Source organism: Scytonema hofmannii PCC 7110, from assembly GCF_000346485.2.
Taxonomy (GTDB): Bacteria; Cyanobacteriota; Cyanobacteriia; order Cyanobacteriales; family Nostocaceae; genus Scytonema; species Scytonema hofmannii.
Window position 1 is genome coordinate 1891221 of the sequence record NZ_KQ976354.1, and the last position, 17900, is coordinate 1909120.

13 protein-coding genes are annotated in these 17900 nt (G+C 37.8%); 7 read left to right on the forward strand and 6 right to left on the reverse strand.

Going from position 1 to position 17900, the window contains the following annotated elements; translation table 11 throughout:
• Positions 1-204: 204 nt before the first annotated feature.
• Genes WA1_RS08185 through WA1_RS08195 form a run of 3 tightly spaced genes read left to right on the forward strand, consistent with a single transcriptional unit; the run spans position 205 to position 7176 of the window.
• Positions 205-1926, forward strand: a complete 1722-nt coding sequence (locus WA1_RS08185) for an effector-associated domain EAD1-containing protein (RefSeq protein WP_017749004.1) — start codon at positions 205-207, stop codon at positions 1924-1926.
• Positions 1927-1954: 28 nt separating this feature from the next.
• Entirely contained in the window at positions 1955-4381 is a 2427-nt protein-coding gene (locus tag WA1_RS08190) for a two-partner secretion domain-containing protein (RefSeq protein WP_017749003.1), read from the forward strand.
• On the forward strand, positions 4378-7176 hold the full coding sequence (locus tag WA1_RS08195) for a CHAT domain-containing protein (protein WP_017749002.1): 2799 nt from the start codon (positions 4378-4380) through the stop codon (positions 7174-7176). Before WA1_RS08190 ends, WA1_RS08195 begins: the two co-directional genes overlap by 4 nt.
• A gap of 13 nt (positions 7177-7189) precedes the next feature.
• Here the strand turns inward: WA1_RS08195 and WA1_RS08200 are convergent, their stop codons facing one another.
• The gene (locus WA1_RS08200) at positions 7190-7564 is read right to left on the reverse strand and encodes a hypothetical protein (protein WP_017749001.1); all 375 of its coding nucleotides are present in this window, start codon (positions 7562-7564) and stop codon (positions 7190-7192) included.
• A gap of 454 nt (positions 7565-8018) precedes the next feature.
• Here WA1_RS08200 and WA1_RS58580 point away from each other — a divergent pair, with 454 nt between their 5' ends.
• Both WA1_RS58580 and WA1_RS52450 read left to right on the forward strand, forming a co-directional pair.
• On the forward strand, positions 8019-8171 hold the full coding sequence (locus tag WA1_RS58580; protein WP_201789078.1) for a hypothetical protein: 153 nt from the start codon (positions 8019-8021) through the stop codon (positions 8169-8171).
• A gap of 136 nt (positions 8172-8307) precedes the next feature.
• Positions 8308-8514 carry a tetratricopeptide repeat protein gene (locus tag WA1_RS52450; RefSeq protein WP_081402860.1) on the forward strand — a complete coding sequence of 69 codons (207 nt, stop codon included), beginning with the start codon at positions 8308-8310 and terminating at the stop codon, positions 8512-8514.
• A gap of 191 nt (positions 8515-8705) precedes the next feature.
• Here WA1_RS52450 and WA1_RS08210 read toward each other — a convergent pair whose 3' ends face one another.
• Positions 8706-8954 (reverse strand): UPF0175 family protein, encoded by a 249-nt coding sequence (locus WA1_RS08210; protein WP_017748998.1) that lies wholly within the window; start codon positions 8952-8954, stop codon positions 8706-8708.
• 1164 nt (positions 8955-10118) lie between these two features.
• Between WA1_RS08210 and WA1_RS08215 the strand changes: the two genes are divergently transcribed.
• Complete coding sequence (locus WA1_RS08215) at positions 10119-10325, forward strand: hypothetical protein (RefSeq protein WP_017748997.1); 207 nt, start codon at positions 10119-10121, stop codon at positions 10323-10325.
• A 123-nt stretch (positions 10326-10448) separates the two neighbouring features.
• Here WA1_RS08215 and WA1_RS08220 read toward each other — a convergent pair whose 3' ends face one another.
• Positions 10449-11132 (reverse strand): hypothetical protein, encoded by a 684-nt coding sequence (locus WA1_RS08220; protein ID WP_017748996.1) that lies wholly within the window; start codon positions 11130-11132, stop codon positions 10449-10451.
• A 20-nt stretch (positions 11133-11152) separates the two neighbouring features.
• Positions 11153-12604: a papain fold toxin domain-containing protein gene (locus tag WA1_RS52455; protein ID WP_148662654.1), complete on the reverse strand. Its 1452-nt coding sequence runs from the start codon at positions 12602-12604 to the stop codon at positions 11153-11155.
• A gap of 566 nt (positions 12605-13170) precedes the next feature.
• On the opposite strand from WA1_RS52455, the gene WA1_RS08230 reads away from it, so the two are divergent.
• On the forward strand, positions 13171-14793 hold the full coding sequence (locus tag WA1_RS08230; RefSeq protein WP_017750193.1) for an IS1634 family transposase: 1623 nt from the start codon (positions 13171-13173) through the stop codon (positions 14791-14793).
• A gap of 538 nt (positions 14794-15331) precedes the next feature.
• Here the strand turns inward: WA1_RS08230 and WA1_RS08235 are convergent.
• Both WA1_RS08235 and WA1_RS08240 read right to left on the reverse strand, forming a co-directional pair.
• A complete protein-coding gene (locus WA1_RS08235) occupies positions 15332-16420 on the reverse strand; it encodes a helix-turn-helix domain-containing protein (RefSeq protein WP_017745548.1) in 1089 nt (362 codons plus the stop codon).
• Positions 16421-16822: 402 nt separating this feature from the next.
• Positions 16823-17725, reverse strand: coding sequence for an alpha/beta hydrolase (locus tag WA1_RS08240; RefSeq protein WP_017745547.1), 903 nt, complete (start codon positions 17723-17725; stop codon positions 16823-16825).
• Positions 17726-17900 lie beyond the last annotated feature (175 nt).

Consider the following 17900-nt stretch of genomic DNA (forward strand, 5'->3'; position numbering starts at 1 on the left):
CGTCCTCGCCCGCCACTAGTATAGGACGGGCGAGGACGCCCGCACCACAAGAGAAAGTTGAATATTTTTTTATTTGGAAGTTCCTAATTGTGCTGACCTACTTATTTTGTCTGGAATCATATCTGGTCTAATTGTAGATTTGTTTGGATACTGTTTCTTACAGCGTCGCGGAATACCCGCATTAGTAGCCTGCAATATTCTATTATGAGTTTATCCGGTCAACAGATAGAACAACTACAAGGTGCTTTGCTTGATGCCTTTCCTGATAAGTCATCACTAGAGCAGATGTTAAGTTTTAAATTAAATAAAAATTTAGACACCCTTGTTGAAGGAGATGCATCTTTAGGAACAATCGTCTTCGATTTAATAAAGAGCGCAAACGCAGAGGGCTGGATTCAAGACTTAATTTGTGCTGCACTTCTGTCGAAACCCAGAAACTCAAAGCTAAATGAGATTGCCAGAACAATACTTTGTTCATCATCAAATAACACATTGTCTTTAGATAATATCTTATCTAAAGATTGCTGGCAAGAAAAATATGAAGAAAAATGGTCGCTTGGTGAGGGTATTTATACAACAGTTTCTCTAGCTATAAATAAAGAATTAAGTAAAAAGGTAGTTCTCAAAAAGTTTCATAATGCGGGTCTAAAAGACAAGTTTGCCAAAAGTATTGAAACCGCATTTGAAATTTCAACTCTCCCTAATTTTATCATAATTTATGATTACAATATCTCTACAGAACCTTACTACGTAATGCAGTACATTGAAGGAGGAGAAAGTTTAAGAACATATTTTGAAGAAAATATTAAGCTCTCATTTAAAAATGTTTTAGATATTATCTTAGACATTGGTCATGCAATGATTAAAGCTAGACAAAAAGCTGTAAGCCCTTATTATTTAAATATTAAGCCATCAAAGATTATGATATATAATAAGAAAGAATCTTTTATCTCAGCTTTCAATTTATGCGTACACTTAGAGAAAAAAGAAATTTTTTCAGAACTTGACCGATTATGGAATAAAGATAAGGAAAGATTGAGAGAAGAATTAGCATATCTACTGCCTGATAAATTTAGTTCCCATGGTGTAACTAAACAAGCTGACCAGTATATGCTTGGGCTTTTAGCATATGAACTTATTACTAGGAAAATCCCACCTTCTATAAAGAATATCGGTAATATTGACGATGATTCCAAATGGATATTATTGAAAGCTGGAATTACTCAAGGTGAAGCCTTCCAAAAAATATCTTTTGATAACAATGATGTCGATCCAGAATTTCCAGGAGAAATTAAAGATATTATCTTGAAAATGACTGAATTAGATCCAAGTAAGCGTTTTTCTAATTTAGAAGAAGCATTAGAAATCATCGAAACATATAGTCGTTTTCAAGACACCATTAAAACTATAAGACTAGTTAAAGAAAGCTTTATTAGATGTCTGAGAAATAAGAAGTTAAAAAAAAATAATAATGACTCTAGTAAAAGTAATGACGATCCTAGCGCCAATAAGGGTGAAACAAGCTTTTTTGAAAGTTTTTACGACAAATTCAGATCCGATCCTCGAGTGGATGAAAAATTTCAGCATTTTAATAATTTGGGTGAAAAATTTCGAGAAAAGCATTATAAAATAGTAGAAAGAACTATATTAGTATTATTATGGTACTATGAAGAGGAGAAAATTTTTAACTCTGAAAATATATTTCCAATCGATGAAAAAATGAATTTTTTAGAATCTATTGTAGAAGCTCACAATAATATTAATGTTTCCAAAGAATTATTTGATTCTTTTAAAAATGCTCTAATAGAGAACGTAACTGAATATGACGATAAATGCACTGAAGAAATTCATAAAGACTTAATCAGTAATGCGTGGAAAAAAGTTCTAGAGCCTGGATTTGAATACATAAAATCGAAATTTAAATAACAATAGATAACTTCATATTTACAAATCTATGCGGAAAGTTGCGATCGCTTTTCAATATGCATTAACAGGATGTTTTGTCAATTTTTTATCTGGAAACTGTGTATTGGCTCAGATTAATCCAGATGATACTTTAGGGACAGAAGGTTCATCACTCGTGCGAAATATTGAAATTAGACAAGGTGTGAGAGGCGATCGCATACAGGGTGGAGCAACACGAGGGAGCAATCTTTTTCATAGTTTTCGAGAATTTAATATTAACGAAGGGCAAAGAGTTTATTTCAACAATCCCGCCGGAATTACAAACATCATTAGCCGAGTCACGGGAACTAACCCCTCAAATCTTTTAGGAACATTAGGTGTCAATGGCAATGCCAATTTATTTTTCATCAATCCCAACGGCATTATTTTTGGTCAAAATGCCAGATTGGATATCAGAGGATCGTTTATTGCAAGTACCGCTCGTAGTCTGAACTTTGCCGATAATACGCAATTTAGTGCAACACCTTCCCAAGACTCTTCCTTACTAACCATCAGCGTTCCAATTGGTTTGCAATTTACAAGTAATTCCCAAGGAATTATAGTTCGGGGGAATGGTCGGGGTTTAAGAAGACAGGAAAATCCCGTAATTGATACAAATAATGCTTTACGCGTACAGCCCAACCAAACCCTGGCTTTCGTGGGTGGAGATATCACCTTTGAAGGTGGAACATTGAAAACTGCAGGCGGACGAATTGAGTTAGGTAGCGTTGCGGGCGCTGGTTATGTCAGTTTAACTGCTGTGGAGAAAGGTTTTTCTCTAGGTTACGAAGGTATTACTAATTTTGGAGATATTCAACTGTCTAAAGCGACAGCAGTGGATGCGAGTGGCGAGGGTGGTGGTGAAATTCAAATCAGAGGTAAACGAGTGATACTTCAAGATGGTTCCCAAATTGAAGCGACTCGCTTAGAAAAGGGTTTTGGCGGAAAGTTGATAGTCACTGCTTCCGATGTGGTGGAACTGAGCGGGACAACTGCAGACAATCTTGGAGATAACCGACGATTTCCCAGTTCCCTATCTGTTGACAACCGAGAAGTAGGGGACATTCCTGGAGAACTGACAATAAACACCAGACAACTGATTGTTCGACCAGGAGGACGAATATCAGCGAGCAACGCGGGTCAAGGACGGGGAGGAAATATCACTGTCAATGCCTCTGATTCTGTGGAATTGATTGGGATTTTCAACGCCATGGGAGGGCTGCGTTCTAGTGGATTATCCGTACAAACAACAAATTCTGGAGACGCGGGAAAGTTAGTTATCAATACCAAGAGTTTGACGATTCGGGATGGAGCGGAACTTTCAGCCTCGACCTTTGGTGCGGGGAATGGCGGGAGTGTAGAAATCAATGCTCTAGATTCAATAGAATTATTTAATACAAACGGTCAAATTCGCAGTCGAATAGTCGCTGAAGTTGGCAGAGATTTGAGAGAAGTGAACCGACAGGGCGAATCAGCACCCGCTACAGGGCGTGGCGGAAATCTCACAATTAGAACAGGAAACTTGACTGTGAGAGATGGTGCAGCAATTACTGTAAGCAGTAGAAGTGAAGACAATACCGCTCGAGGTGCAGGTGCTTTAGAAGTGACAGCACAGTTTGTTCGTGTGGACAACTTTGGACAAATTACTGCAACGACTGCTTCAGGTCAAGGAGGTAACATTATACTACGATTGCAAGATCTCTTGCTTTTACGCCGAAACAGTCAAATATCCACCACGGCGGGTTCAGCACAAGCTGGTGGTGATGGTGGTAACATTACTATCGAAACTCTATTCATTGTTGCTGCCCTAAATGAGAATAGTGACATTACCGCTAATGCTTTTATTGGCAGCGGTGGAAAAGTTCAAATTACAGCCCAAGTTATTTTTGGACTACAGCCACTCAGCCGACAAGAATTGCAGACGTTATTAAATGCTGAGCGATCGCGAGACTTGGACTCCAGTAGACTATCTAGTAATGACATTACAGCGATTTCTCAAGAAAACCCTTCCTTTAGCGGTCAAGTTATTACCAACACACCTGATACAGATCCAACACAAGCCTTAGTTCAACTACCAGTAGAGATCGTTGATGTGACAGGATTAATTAACCAGAATCTTTGTGTTGCAGCTAATCAAGGTAGTGAATTTACTGTAACGGGTCGTGGAGGTTTGCCTCCCTCTCCTTATGAAGCCCTCAATCCGGATGCTAGTTGGGAAGATTGGCGGATGGTTCAGCAACAAGCTTTATCTGATAAAACAGGGAGTGCAAGAAACGATGGACAAGAAGGAAAAGAATCTACAAACATTGTTGAAGCCCAAGGTTGGGTTAGAAGTGCAAATGGTACGGTAATTCTTACGGCTGAGCCTACTGTGGTGACACCTCAAGGAACTTGGTTATCTCCTTTGGATTGCCTACGGTTGAGGGCAAACTTATGAAATGCAAACGGATTCAATCCATTCTAGTTTTAGCGAATGGAATTCGCAGCTATACAAGCAAAACCCACCTACGTGGGTTTCAAAACCTTAATTTTTCAAGAGTCCGCGTAGGCGGACTTAATTTGTATAGCCGCGAATTCTATTCGCTGGCACCTTTCTTGCGTAAAATTATCTTGGTTGCGACTCTCAGCTTTATACTCAGCTTCAATATCCCAACATTATTTTCTGCCACTGCACAGCAACCTGTTGTGATTCAGCAATCCGCGATCGCGTTATTACAAGCAGGTAAAAAAAGTTATGATGAAGGACTATTTGCTGAGGCAATACAAACGTTACAACAGGCGGCAAAAATATACGCCGCCAGAGGAGAAACCCTCAACCAAGCTCAAACACTCAGTTTTCTTTCTTTAGCTCAACAGAAGTTAGGTCAATTCCAAGAAGCAGAACAAGCTATTTCTACTAGTTTATTTTTATTAAAAGACTTACCTGATAATAAAGATATAACTCAAATTCGTGCTTTAGTTTTGAATGCTCAAGCACATTTACAATTTGTTAAGGGTAATGCTGAAACTGCTTTGGAAACTTGGCAAAATACAGAGAAACTTTATAGTCAAATTCGCGATCGCACAGGAATTATTGGGAGTAAAATCAATCAAACTTTAGCACTACAAGTTTTAGGGCTTTACCGTCGTGCTGATAAAATTATCACTCAGATAGAACAAGAAATTTATAAAGAACCCGATCCCTCTTTTAAAGTTGCTGGTTTACTAAATATCGGTCAGATTCGCAGACAGGGGAGAGATTTGGAACAATCTCAGAAAATTTTAAAGATGGGACTAGAAGTGGCTCAAAAAATGCGATCGCCTGAAGTTCAAAGTAAAGTTTTACTGAGTTTGGGCAATACTGAGAGCGCATTAGCCAGAAATGCAAAAGTCTCGAAAAACTTAAAAAATGCTCAAAATTATACTCAAAAAGCTTTAAATTCTTATCAACAAGCAGCTAATATTGCCATCTCACCGCAGACAAAAATTCAAGCAAATCTCAATCAACTTTCTGTCTTGCTTGAAAATCGGCAATATTCCTCTCTTCCAGTTTTGCTGCCACAAATTAGGATTTCCTTAGAGAAATTACCGAAGAGTCGAGCTTCCATATATGCTCGTGTAAATTTTGCTCAAAATTTAATCAAATGGTCATTAGACAGAAAAGAAAACATAACTCAAATACTAAATATTGCCATTGAGCAAGCAAGAAATTTAACAGACAAAAGAGCAGAATCCTATGCTTTGGGAACGCTTGGTGAAGTATATGAAAAAACTTCAGACTGGGCAAAGGCGATAGAATTTACTCGCTCGGCTTTAGTTATTGCTCAAGCGATAAATGCACCTGATATTGCCTATCGCTGGCAATGGCAAATGGGGCGGTTGCTTCAAATGCAAGCCGAAAAAACACATCACAACAAAAATACTGACACCAAAGCAGTGAGTTACTACACTCAAGCATTTAATACTCTGAATAATTTACGGGGCGATTTAGTCGTTCTCAATCCCGAAGTGCAGTTTTCTTTCCGAGAAACTGTAGAACCAGTATATCGCCAGTTAGTGGATTTACTTTTGCGAGATCTGAACCCCAATCGCGATCGCTTGATTCAAGCCCGTGACGTGATGGAAGCGCTCCAGTTAGCAGAACTAGATAACTTTTTTGGAGATGCTTGTGCCAAACCAGAAAAAGTCAAAATTGATGATTTAGATCCTCATGCAGCCGTTATCTATCCGATTATTCTACCAGACCGTTTAGAAGTTGTTATCAAATTACCAGGCACTGATAACTTACGTCATTATGGAAATCAAAATGTTTCTGACACTCAAGTAGACGAAGCTGTTAAACGACTGCGACAATCTTTAAAAAGACGCAGCACCAGCCCCAATCAGATCAAAAAAGAAGCTCAACAAATTTATGATTGGTTGATAAAACCTTTTGAAGCTGAATTAGAAAATACTAAAAATCGAGAGGAAAGTCAGATAAAAAATTTAGTATTTGTTCTAGACGGTTCATTGCGTAATTTACCAATGGCAGTTCTCCACAATGGAACAAGATACCTCATAGAAAGATATGCTGTGAGTGTCACCTCTGGCTTGCAACTTCTCGAACCCAAACCACTTTTGAGAGAATCGCTACGTGTCTTAGTAGGTGGTGCTATAGATGCTCCCAGTTTTGAAAAGGAAGGTTTAGGAGCCATCAATAACGTAGCGGTAGAACTGGAGGGAGTCAAGAAAAACGTTCAGCGTACACAAATGTTGGAAAATCAAACATTTCTCCAGCAAAACATCCAAAAACAAATTAATTCCAATCCCTATAATATCGTTCACCTAGCAACTCACGGTAAATTCAGTTCTAACCCAGAGCAAACTTTTATTTTAGATTGGCAAAAACGTATCAAAGTTAAGGATTTTGATAGCTTACTGAATTTAGATTATCAAAGAAGTTCCAAACCCATTGAATTACTTATTCTTAGTGCTTGCGAAACTGCAACAGGAGACAATCGAGCAGCTTTGGGACTAGCAGGAGTAGCAATCAAAGCAGGCGCACGCAGTACACTAGCTAGCTTGTGGCAAGTCAACGATGCCTCAACTGCTCAATTTATGATTAAATTCTACCAAGAATTGAAGAATCCTCAAGTAACAAAAGCAGAAGCATTACGAAATGCCCAACGTGCTTTCTTAAAAGAGTTTTCTAGCACAGATTATAACCGCCCTTATCATTGGGCATCCTTTATTCTCGTAGGAAATTGGTTTTGATTTTGCAGATATTTTAACGAACAATCTGCATTCTCTTGATTGAGGTAACTGTCTTACTTTTACCGCAAGGTTCAGCACTCTGACAATCATTGACTTTTTCTAGTCCGTAAAATAAACGCACTTTCTTATTTAAAAAAGTTTTTTCCTTTTCACAAATGTCATAAGATGCATATAGTCCTTGGTATTTTTTCCTTTTGCTATCTATTAAATCAACGTAGCAGGAAATATCTCCGTTTGTGATGTTTGTAACAGTGGCAATTTGAGGTAATTTAGCTGTCTTCTGTGCTTGAACAACGGATATGTTGGCAAAAATGCTAATAGTAGAAGTAGCAAAAACACAAACAGAGAATCCTATGGCTGATAGATGAGAGATTTTTTTGATTTTCATAATTTGCTGTTTTTATAATCTTTCTTAGCCTCGGCGATTGGAAATCGCGGCTATACAAACCAAGTCCGCCTACGCGGACTGGATTGTAAAGGGGGTCATAGAACTCAATTTGCGATCGCTAGAAATTGAATATCAGTGAAAATACTAATATTTGAAGTTTTGTAAAGCTTCAGAAAATATTTCTTGTGACCGATATGATAAATCAATTTTATTTACTGCAGTACGCGATCGTCAAATCAAAATTGAACGGAAATGATTTCCCGCAGTCCCCACCCAAAAATACTTGGAAATATCTACATTTTAGGTGGGGTTAGGGAGAACCAAAATAAAAAGCGGATCTTCATTGTAGTAGAATAATAATGGTACGGCAAAGCGAAGTTTCGTGGAGGCACGACTATTTACAGCAATTATCTATTGTTTAACTTGTGGGCACTTTCGGACAACAACCGAATTCTTGTCAGTTCACAAACAAGAATTAGAAAACACCAATAAAGTTATTAAAAAAGCTAAAGATCACGGTTGGGAACGCCAAATCGAGATGAATGAAAAGGTGAAGCGTAATCTAGAGAAAATTATTAGTTCATTGGAGTCAGAAAATGGTCTCTGAAAAAAAGATAGAAGCGCTCAAGGATGCTGCTGAACGAAAAGCTTACGTTGTGAACGTTGTGAACGAGATAAATGCCCTAACGTGGAATGCTGCATGACTCATCAGTTGAAACGATAAATATAACCTTTTTACTTCGATTGCGGAATTTAGCACGTTAAATACGCAAGAGCCCCAAAGTTACAACAACCTGGCTCTACTCTACGACGACCAAGGACGGTACAGCGAAGCGGAACCACTGTTACAAAAAGCATTGTCAATTGCAGAACTTAGCTTAGGAGTAGATCATCCCAGTACAGCCACTATCCGTGAAAATCTGAAATTGTTGGGCGATAATTACACTTAACGCTAGTGTAGTAAAAAAATTATAAATTAGCTAGTAGTGCAGCATTCCACGAAGGAGCCATAACGTTGACCTGATGGCTCAAAGTATCAATTTCTCGTGGAGCGTTGTCACCAACATATGGTAATTTACCAACTTAGGGTCATAAGGGTGAAGCATTAATGACGGGGAGTATAGATTTGCTGGGCTTGCTATCAACCAAGTTCTAACTCCCGTTTCAGATCGTCGAAATCTACAACAAAGACATCGACTTTTTCACGGGCTAGTGCCTCCATAAATTCCTTACGGTTTAATCCGGCAATTTGGGCAGATCTTTCTTGGGAAATTTCTGTACGTTGATACCAGTAAATAGCAGCTGCTTTTCGGAGAGCGGAAGCAAATTCTTCTGGTGAGGAATAACAAGTCTTAAAGGCATCTTTAGGTATGTCTAAAGAAATTTTCATCTAGTACACTGCGGCGTAAGTTTGGATAGGGTTATACAGCCAACCCACTCAATATTGACAAATAATGTATTTTATGGTGTGTGTTCGCTCCTGCATTGTTGGGCGAGATGAATTAATGCCTCATTCTCCAAGAACCTGATTCTGGATCTGATTGTACTAATGCCATGTAATACATGGAAAAAGCTAAAGCAGGTTAACAGTGTATTAACGTGAGTTCGACGGCTCTAAAAACGTAGAAAGCTTGCTGTATAAAGTATTGAGCGTATGTACTGTATGTTTACTTAGCTATTGAAGGGTAAGCGTTTAGGGGGTAGAAGGGAGATCGCCAAATAGGGAAGTATTGGGAGCACGTGGGCAGAGGGATGAGGTAAACAATTAACGCTCGTAAGAAGGAAGAGGGAAGACCGAAGTTGTATCCCCATCAATAAATTGAGGGGATTTGAAATGGCAAGAACAAAATCTTACTTTTCCATCAATAAATTGAGGGGCTTCTACCTTAGGAAGGAGGAAGAGAGAAAGAGCAGACGGAAAATTCTTTCCAACTTCGGCCTTTCAACTTCGGTCCTTCCTTATTTTCGGTGAGTGGGAATGAACTAAGCGTAAGCGGTGCGATTGCCTCCGGCACGCTTCGCGAACGCCAACTAGAGCACGTGGGCAGAGGGATGAGGTAAACAAGTGAGTGGGAATGGACTAAGCGTAAGCGGTGCGATTGCCTCCGGCACGCTTCGCGAACGCCAACTAGAGCACGTGGGCAGAGACAGAGGTATGAGGGGATGTTGTGTGGCAATAAACCCTTACTCCAGACAATAAAGTTTTACACTGGAACGTACCTGAGTTTGGTACGTTTGCGACTGGATTTTGTATGCTGAGCCTTCAATTAAAGCATTTTCAAAAACTTGGTGTAAAACTTTATTGTCAATCCAGTTTTTTTGGCTAACGTAAGATTAAGGCTTGGAGGCTACGCCAGTGTAAGACTTTATTGTCTCAATACATCAGGATTTCCTTTTCCATATAATACACGGACTGATTCGGTTTCTTTTCCCATGTAATACACCGTTACTCCCCTCTACCTTTTCCCACGTATTACACGGTAGCAGCACAATCTCATCCTTTAGTCCGTATTTCCTTACCCTGTCAGGCATTAATTCCTCTCACCCTTTAAAAATGAGCGAACGTACAGTTAAGAATTGGAGAGTTGCACGTGGTCCAGAAAAGAAAGAACGAATTGCTCATGCTTTGGATAATTTTATTGAGGAGTTGCTTGCCACCATCGACTCACCAAATCCTAGTTCTAGTTTAGAAAATCCAAATATCGAACTAGAACCTGAGATAGAAAAGCAATCGCCCAAAAGCAAATCTAGACAAGCTTAATCTGAGTAAAATCTTATTAACCGTAAAAAAAGGTGGGTATTCCCCACCAGAAAAATTAGCTTTGTATTCGCGTATTATTGCTGATTCTTTTATTTGGTATAAGCTCCCTTTTGATGCTCACACTCAAATCTCTGAAACTTGGTTTGAACTCTTGTTGCGATTTAAGTATTCCTCGAACAGTTCAAAAAATCTTTCTAGAGCTTCACGCTCATCCATAGAATTAAAGAGAATTATTTTAGCCCATGATTGGTTTGATTTAATTCCATATCGTTGTTGTAACCAAGGTTGAAAACCTTCAAATTCTCTTTCCTGTTCGGTGGGGGCTAAACCAACTTCTCTTCGAGCCAGAGTGTATCCTCTTAAAATCATCTCAAGCCTAGTAATTGAGCTAGTACCTAAGTACATACCTGGTCTCTTTTTAATCCATCCAAGAAGTTCGTAAATATCATAGTTTCTTCGTGGTTTAATATTATCCACGTTTGATTCAAAATTTCTTTCACTTTCTAATCTTCCTTTCTGGCTCGCAAATTTTTCAAAGTCCTTAAAAAAACTATCGAAAGCAAGTCTCTCACTTCCACAAGTAAAGAGAAGAATCCCTGCCCATGACTGAGTTACTGTAGTATTTGCTCTTTCTTGTACCCACTCTTGAAATCCATTCATTGCGAAGCCTTCTTGAATAAACCCCAAATCACTTAGAGTACTTAAATAACCAACTAAGAATGAATGAAGACAAGTAATTGATGGTTGGTCTAAGTATCTAACTGGGTTATCTTTAATGTCTTGAAGAAGTTCTGAAAAATTCCTCATATTGAGTCCTCTACTAAAATTTAAAATCTGTATCTTTCTTCAATAAAAATAGCTCCCAAACGTATCTTACTATCGAATACTAAATTATTCTTCCACTGTTCTGTTGGAACTCCATCAGGATGATGATTGTCAAAAACCTTTCTTTCTCCATTTACTGTAATCTCAATTCCCCGATGATGACCATTCTCTGAAATAGCATCAGATCCTTGAGGGAGACTATCATCATAAATGTTATCATCATATGGTGTTAGTCTTGGTGTATTAAGTTCGACTCGTTCTCCACGAATGTTTTTCTCTTTTAAGTAATCCTCGATTTTTTGAGCACATTCAACACATTTCAAATTATTATTTGGTTTGAAACTATTTACAATATCACTAATGTCTTGAAGGACTTGAGGAGTAACTGCTTCTCCCGGAGCTTGTGGATCTCCAAAATCCCCAGGATCTCCAGAACCTCCTGAATCCCCAGAGCCAGAACCACCACTTGCAGATGTTGGTGGTGATGGAACATTAGAATTGTGTGGATCTAAATCACTAGCATCAGGTACTCCGTCATTGTCATCATCTGGGTCAGTTGTGTCTGGGATGCTATCTCTATCAAAATCAGGATTCCCAGGCATAGTATAAATTCCTGGCACTATCCTTAAAGGTCGATCATCTTCTGGAGTATTGGGGTCGTCTGTCTCTTGTCCCGGAATTACAATTTTGTTCGCATCAAGCGTATCTCCAGGATCTAATAAACCCCCTTGTGGCATTGAACTAACAAGATTTTGCCAGTCAGAAGGTTCGAGTAATCTAACTGCTTCATCACGTAAATTCTGGCTCCAATTCTTCCATAATGTTGGATCGCCTTCAAAAGCAATTTGACCAATACATCCTGAAACGGGAGCAAAGTTAACATCTAAAATATAAGGGTCAAAAAAGTATCCTAATTCAGAGCTATAGTAGGGTGAAGGAGTACACTCAGGAGTTATCCACTTACCGTAAAGATAATAGCTACCATCAGATCCTTGAGTAACAGTTATTGTACCTGGAAACCAGGCAGTAGAGGTAGGACGACCTTTTCCACCACAAGCAACAATATCAGGGTGTAACTGACAATACTTGAATCTAGCTAGATTCTGAGCCTGCTCATTATTAGTTTGACTCCAATAATGCCAAATTGCATATCCACCACCAACTGCACCCACAACAACACCAACTCTACCAACAGCTGTGACAACAGCATTAGCAGTGCCAGTAGACCCAGAAGTAGCAGCAATTGTAGCTTGACCAAGACCTGCACTCGTAGGAGCAGCAACATTTGCACCTATTTCTAAACCTACAGCTTCGGCGCATACAGGGTCAACGGCGCACTTATTGAGTGTAGTCACCGCATAAGCAGTATTAGGAAATGCTTTAAGCAAGAAAATCCAAACAAAAAGCCAAATTTTGAAAAATTCAGCTAAACTTTTTCTGATTTTGGGACGCACTAATTTGACTCCTGACAACACGGTTGTTAAAACGATTCCTTTTTTAATTGTCAGAAGAATCCAAAAAAAGAAAATTCGTGGGGGTACTTAACTTTTTTTAAAGATATAAACAATTATTTAGAATTAAGTTAAACTAACCGTAAATTCATATCAAACTACTTCTCAAGTTTAGAAAAATTTATCGCTCCTTTATAAAGTCAGTTTAAAGAAACTGATAAAAATGTGAAGTTTTTAAGATGACATAAAGGTGGAAATAGTCTGGTTCCGTGTTTTTTATACGTATACGTTAAATTTAGCTGCTCGATTTGGTTCCCAATCCACGCAATTAAGCTTTAACCCACATTCCGCACTTCAAAATGTAGTACAGAGAGTCACATAATTCTTCTCAGATGCAGGTAAATAAAAATACACGAATTTTTTCAGTAGTTCGGCATTGAGTTGGCATGAAGAAATAAAGCAAAAGCAAAGTAGAAAATTGATTTCCAGCTTTTGATAAAACTAAATATACATTGATTAATTTCAAATGGGACAATCAGAAAAACTCAAAAATCTTTGATAGGTAAAAAATGTTCCCAATCTCAGATGCGAAAATTAAGAATATCGACCACTTAGGAATAGTAGCTGGGCTGATTGACGAAATAGGAATAGTTGAAATAATAAATTCTAAATTAGGAATAGACACCCGAGAGAAGATTTCAGCGGGAATATTGGTGAAAGCAATTTTAATCAATGGATTAGGATTTGTATCAAGACCTTTATATTTATTTAGCCAGTTTTTTGAAGATAAAGGAATCGAAATATTATTGGGTTCAGAGGTAAAAAAAGATTATATGAATGACGATAAACTGGGAAGAGTCATGGATAAATTATATAAATATGGATTGAATAATCTGTTTATAGAAATTGGATTATCAGTGATTAAAAAATTTCAGATAAATACAAAATATTCACATCTGGATGCGACATCATTTCATCTACATGGAGAATATAAAAGTGGAGAAAATCAGGAAAAAGAAGAAGTAAGCAGAGAAAGACCAATAATTGTAACCAAAGGATATTCTCGTGACCATAGACCAGATTTGAAACAATGTATTTTAGATTTAATTACGAGTAGTGATGGAGATATACCATTATTAATGAGAGCGGGAGATGGTAATGAAGCGGATAAAGCCGTATTTGGAAAAATTTTAGTAGAGTTTAAAAAGCAAATAGATTTTGAAAGTATTATGGTCTGCGATAGCGCATTATATAGTCAAGAAAATCTCCAATTAATTGAACATCTAAAATGGATAAGTAGAGTACCGATGACAATTAAAAAAGCACAGGGATTAGTGAAGTTTGTAGAAATAGAAGAGATAAGTCCAGAAGAAAGAGATAAAAGAGCAGCCCTAAACTTAGAAGGATATAAATGGAAAGAAGAAATAGTAAATTATGGTGGAATTAAACAAATATGGCTAATAGTAGAAAGTCAAAACAGAAAAATTAGTGATTTAGAAAAGCTAGAGAAAAAGCTAAAAAAAGAAAAAGAAAAAGTTGAAAAGCAGTTGAAAGCATTCAAAAAAGAAGATTTTGAAACACCGGAGCAAGCCAGATACAGACTAAAAGCCATTAATAAGAAATTGAAACTATTTGAAATTAAAGATGTTCAAATTTTTGAAAGTCAATCAAAAGAGAATCAGACTATTTATAAAATATCAGGAGTCATTCATGAAAAAATAGAAGAGATAGAAATCCAAAGAAAAGAAGCAGGAAGGTTTATTTTAGCAACTAATTTAGTAGACGAGAATAAGTTAGAGCCAGAAGAAATTCTGAGAAATTATAAAAATCAACAATCATGTGAACGAGGATTTAGATTTCTGAAAGACCCATTATTTTTTGTTGATAGTTTTTTTGTAGAAAATCCTGAAAGAATAGAGACGATGTTATTTTTAATGTCTCTGTGTTTATTAGTTTATAATCTCGGTCAAAGGCAACTAAGAAACAGCTTAAAAAGAGTCAAGATGGGAATCAAAAATCAATTAGGAAAATTAACTTTTAGTCCTACATTAAGGTGGGTATTTCAATGTTTTCAAGGAATTCATATTTTAATTTTAAACGGTGTTAGTCAAATAGTTAATTTAACAGAAGAGCGTCATTTTATTTTGAATAATCTGCCATCATCTTGTCAAAAATATTATTTGCTTTCTTAATTTAAGCAGTATATGGAGAGTGAATAAAAATTTCTCAGTTTCCGAGGAAATCATAATTATTCCTCCAATTTTTAGTGCTTAAATAACCTGTTTTATCAGTTAAATATTTGATAATTGATAATTTTTCTTTATGCCACGGATTGGTTCAATATTCTTTTCTTAATTATCCTAATTGTTTGACTTTTACGTTGATTGTAGTTTTTTTGTACTTCAATTTGAAGTGCGGAATGTGGGCTTAAAGTTTTTCATAAATCATTTAGGATTCCTATATTAGGGTTAGGACTTACGTATGCTCTACGAATTCTTGGCGCTCTTGGCGTCTTGGCGGTTCGATAAATCAAGGTTTCTAGCAATTTTTGCGTAAGTCCTGAGGTTAACAAGGTTTTTAAAATAAAACTTCAGGAGATTTTTAATACATTGTAAAACTCCGTCTGAACTTTAGAGCTTCAGGCGGAGTTATTGTGTGAATGGTTAGTGGTTGATGGTTAGTGGTTAGTGGTTGGTAATAATCCAAAATCCAAAATCCAAAATCCAAAATCTACAGTGCTTCTGGTGGGGCAATATCAGCACCAACAGCGATCCCCGCTCTGCTAGATTGCAGTCCAGGTTTGGAAATTGGTTTTTCGTCTTTCAAGGACTGTGTGACGGAAGAGGATGGAGGCACTTCACCTGTTTCTATAGTTGCATCTGCATTGGCTTGCTGAGACATGATTGATAATCCTCCCAAGGAACCAGCAACAAGGGCTGCATAGCCTACATAAAGATGCACTGGTTTGATTCCAAATCCTAAGTTACTGGATTGGAGTTGAGATTGATAAGAAGTTGGTAACACCAATTTTGTCGGTTCTGGAATAGGCAAAGAAGCAGCCAAATTTGTGCCATCAAGCCCTAAGGCATTGCCCATAACACGGATAAAGCCACGAACATAGACATCCTCTGCCAATGCGTCCCAGTTACCTTCTTCAATTGCTGCCATCTGATAAACGGGTACGTGAGTGTAAACGTGAAGTTGGTTCAGAGAAAGACCTTGCGACTCTCGAACTTGCCGCAGTTTTTGACCAACTTGACGCAGGCTTTCTATACGTTGTTGAGCTTTTTGTTCCGCTAGTTCAGCTTTTGTGGGCTTTCTGTTCCCAAACCATCTGCTTTGTTTTTTCTTTGCAGGCTGGGTTTCTAAGGTTTGCACAACCTCTGGTTTTGATGGCAAATCATCTTGAATAGTTGTTTCAACACTCTCTTTTTGGTGTGCTCTAACATCAGTTAAGCATGGTGTGAAATCAACAACCTCTGCTTCTTCGGAAAGAGTCGCTACGATTTCTATATGATTGTTGTCTGTTTGATGGTCGTTTTCTGGTTGGTTATTTTCGTTTTCTGCCTTTTGGGAGTGTTGCACAAATTGGCGAAAAGCTAAACCAATTGCTTCTCTACCTATAGATTGAAACAGTGCTTGGGCTTGTTCGGTTGATGAACCTAGCAACTGTTGCATCATAGCGAGAGCACGACGGTAAACTTTACTTTGATGTAATTCGGTTTCTATTTCATTTAAGAGCGATCGCAATTCATCCTGAGAAATTTCTGTAGCTGGATGACCGGGAGATTTTAACAAGTACAGGGATGTGGTAGCCATTGTGGGAAGCCTCTTTCGGCAGTTGAGCAATGCGAAGTTTCACTTATGTAATTTCTTCTACGGTTTATTATCATCTCCGGATGGATACGTATCATTTTTCTATGTCGAATGGGGGATGCAGTCAAAATTACATTTAATCAAGAAGAAACCGTTATTTAAACGTCTTGTTAGGTAAGAGATAGTATTTTTTCTGCTTGGTAGAATTGAGTAACTCCTAATTGTAAAATTACGCAGGAAAGCGTTTTTCTTAATACATTTAAGAAAATTACTGAGTATAAAAACAAAATAGGAAGGATAAACCGTAGCCCCTAGATTTATCCATGGCATATATGACTTATTAAATGAAGGACAAAGTCAAATTTTTGAGACTTTATCCTTTAGCCTTCATCCTTGATGACAACCCTATTCCAATATGAATTGCGAGCTATTACGTTCTTGGACGTGTTTAACAAAAGACTGCACTGCCTGATAATAGACAGAAGGAACAATCTCTGCCAAATCGTTATGTCTTCCTCCTGGAAGTAGAACTAGGTTCTTCGGTTCTGGAGTAGCTTCATACAGGTTCTTGCTCATAAACGGGGGAACGACCTCATCAGCAGTGCCGTGAATAAACAAAACTGGTATTTTTAAATTTGGCACTTTCACGATAGAGTCAAACCGCTGTTTTAGAATTAAATTGACTGGAAGCATCCAAAAATTGTTCCGATGTGCGATCATCTTGCGAATGGAGGTAAAAGAGCCTTCTACAATCAAGCCTGCAGCTTCTGGGTGCTTGACAGCTAGATCGATCGCTACAGCACCCCCTAAGGAATGTCCGTACAGAAAAATTTTGTTGGGTGAAATTTTGCGCTGGCTGACTAAATACTCCCAAGCTGTCGCTGCATCTTGATAAATCTGTACCTCACTGGGAAAGCTCCCTTCGCTGCGACCGTAACCGCGATAATCAAATAGGAATACTGAAAACCCCAGTTGATGAAACTGATGTGCTCGAAAGACGTTTGCTCCAATGTTGAGACTATTGCCATGGAAATATAGCAGCACTTTGTCATCAGGTTGGCTAGAAGGTAGCCACCAACCGTGGATGCGTTGCACTTTGCTAGATGAATCCCTGACAGGTAACCAGACTTCTTCATAATTGAGATTGAAAACCTCTGGTGTTGTTTCAATAATGGAAGAGGGAAAAAAGATAAACCGAGATTGCTGCAGAAAAAGCAATATACAGACAGCGCAGTAGGCTATAACTATAACAACGATTGTCAATACGAACAGCAAGTGTATTGGTTGTTGCAGCTTATTTATTCTCATGGAAGTATTTATAAAAACAATATGACCAGTCAAACACAATAGCTTTATCTCAATAAAATTATGAATCAATTATGAAAAAATGATTTATTATAATATTAGTAAATAGTACAAATTTGTATAACTCTTTCAGTGGATTGGTTAATTAATGCTTTAAGATTAGCAAAAAAGAGGAGAA